We start from the raw sequence: 2453 nt of genomic DNA, 5'->3' as shown, positions 1-2453 counted from the left end.
CTGATACAGTTGAACCATTTGGTGCTTAAATTCCGCTGTAAAGGTTCTTCTTTCTCTTTTATTGTTCGTCATAGTAGATTCTCCTCAAATATATTAGTTGTAGTCTACTTGACCTTAATTTTTTTGTCTAGTTCAGTGTAGCCTATCCATTTACTAATGTTTCGCTTCCAGTTGCCTTACACTCAAAATATGAAAACTTCGTCGATACTGTAAAAGACAATTATAAATAATAAAATAATTGAAAAAAGAGAGTCCCTTTTCCCAAAAAGGCACTCTCTTTTTTCAATTAGATAGTTTCTCCATGATCTAAACAARGTAGATTAGCTTTAGCTGATGGCTCTTTAATAGATTGATTAGCAACACCAAAAGATAAAATCCCTGTAAAAATCATTACAGTTAAAAGTACTTTTTTCATTATTTTTAGGCTCCCTTCTCCAAATCTTTTTTGTCAGCATCTAGGGCAGTGTGCAAGAATCTACTGGCTTTTTCATAATTGTTTAGGTCATAGAATTTATTTCCAAGAATTGAAGCATATTCTTTTACATGACCCCATAGATTTTCTTTCTTGAAGTAATATATTCCTGTCATAATGACTTTCTCTAGTTCCTCAATCTCTGCTCCCTTATTCAGTTCTCTTAAGATAGCAAAATGGCACTTATATTCTTTAAGTTTTGTAAGGTTATATCCTTGTTCAATTAGATCTGCAGCAAGAAAATTTTTTCCTAACTTATAGTATTCCCTAGCTAATAAAAACATAGTTTTAGGGTTATTTTTTAAAGAATCCTTTAAATACTTAATCGCTAACTCTGAAAGGTTTTGATCAGCATATAATAATCCTAAATTATGTTTCACTTTAGCTATTAGTTGTTCTTCGCCATATTTTTCAAATATTCTAAGAGCTGAAATGAAATTTTCCTCAGCAATTTCATACAGCCTAAGTTTAGTACAAGCAAGTCCTATGGTGTTTTGACAGGAAGCAACTTTCATTTCATATCCTGTATGCTTTGAAAATACCTCTTTTGCCTTATTAGCATATTTAGCAGCCAACAACGGGTTTAAGGATTGATAATGGAATACTGCAAACATGCAATCAAATTCAGCCTTTTCTAATTCATCTGGAATAGTTGCTAAGAGTTTTTCAGCCTTCTCATATTGTTCTTTAGCTTCATTATGATTTCCAACTGAAATTGCATAAATAGCTTTGAAGAAATGATAATAATATTTCAAAAATGTTTCGGTTTGTTCTGGAAATGGAGCAATCTTTTCTAGACAGTCTTTAGAACCATCTATATCACAAACCAGTAAATTATATCTAAAGTTAAGTAGGGAATAATAGATAGAGATATTAGAGTCTTCTTCAATACTATGAATATTTCTATCAATCTCTTCTTTTAAGTGTTTAGCTTTTATTATATGTTGAGAAATAATTGCATTATACCAACTGCTTAATAATGTTATTATTTCTTCTTTTGCTATTATATGTGTATCCATAATATTCCTCATCCTATTATATTAATATTATAACAAAAACAAATTTTCCGGCATTTTATTCTAACTTTCCATAATGTTGTCGAAACAATGGCAGAACGTTATGAGTGCCACCTTTTGCAATTAAATACGCAACTTTATTAATAATACTTGAGTTGAAATGAACACCTCCATTATCCCATCCATTAAAATCGTTAAATTCACTATAATCATCTGGATACGGTACTCCAGTTGAAGAAGGAACTGAAGATGGATTTGCCATATCACGGAAAACTGATCCAGTTTGTTCTCCCATTGTCCAGTTGAATTTCCCATTGTTTATATATTTCTCAATAGCTGTTCCCATAATATCAGATAACGCCTCGTTAATCGCACCAGATTCTCCGGAATATTCAAGGTTGGATTCGCTAGATGTAACCGCATGTGTAAATTCATGTCCTGCTACGTCAAATGCCTTTACAATAGGATCTCCATATACAAGCATGCTACTATTATTAATATTAGCACTGAATGCATTCTCCCAATTTTTCGGATCATTTGTATCTTCAGAATCCCACCCATGTACAACTGAAGCTACTTTTTGTCCCTTATTATCAAAACTATTACGTTCGTATTTATTTTTATAAAAATCATATACCTTTGTTGCTAAGAAATGAGCACTTACCGCTTTTGGATCATTAAATGTTGTTGAAGTGCTAGTTGCTAGTATACCAGGGTAATATCTTTCCTCTTTATTAATATCTCTGTATTTCACATCATACGTTTCAATTCCTTGCCCTCTAGTGTAATCAGCAAGTGCATATTTCCCATTACTTTGTTTAGAAATACCAAATGTACGAGATATACCTAAATCATCTTTTCCTGTTCCAGTTAATGATGTAAGATTGCTTTTTCTACTTTCCTTTAAGGCTCCAACAAGCTTTTTACTTGCTTTTAAATCTGATTCTTGTACCATATTTTTTAAC

At 31.7% G+C, this 2453-nt stretch carries 2 protein-coding genes and 1 pseudogene; all 3 read right to left on the bottom strand.

Going from position 1 to position 2453, the window contains the following annotated elements; genetic code table 11:
- Positions 1-286: 286 nt before the first annotated feature.
- Entirely contained in the window at positions 287-415 is a 129-nt protein-coding gene (locus tag AC1DIT_RS27955; RefSeq protein WP_476998588.1) for a hypothetical protein, read from the bottom strand.
- Positions 416-420: 5 nt separating this feature from the next.
- Positions 421-1491, bottom strand: coding sequence for a Rap family tetratricopeptide repeat protein (locus AC1DIT_RS27950; RefSeq protein WP_016115103.1), 1071 nt, complete (start codon positions 1489-1491; stop codon positions 421-423).
- Between the two features lie 97 nt (positions 1492-1588).
- Positions 1589-2453 (bottom strand): annotated as a pseudogene (locus AC1DIT_RS27945) (M4 family metallopeptidase); the annotation flags it as partial.

Source organism: Bacillus sp. 05T22, from assembly GCF_056396765.1.
The sequence above is the reverse complement of the archived record's forward strand: the minus strand, read 5'-3'. Positions and strand labels throughout refer to the sequence as shown.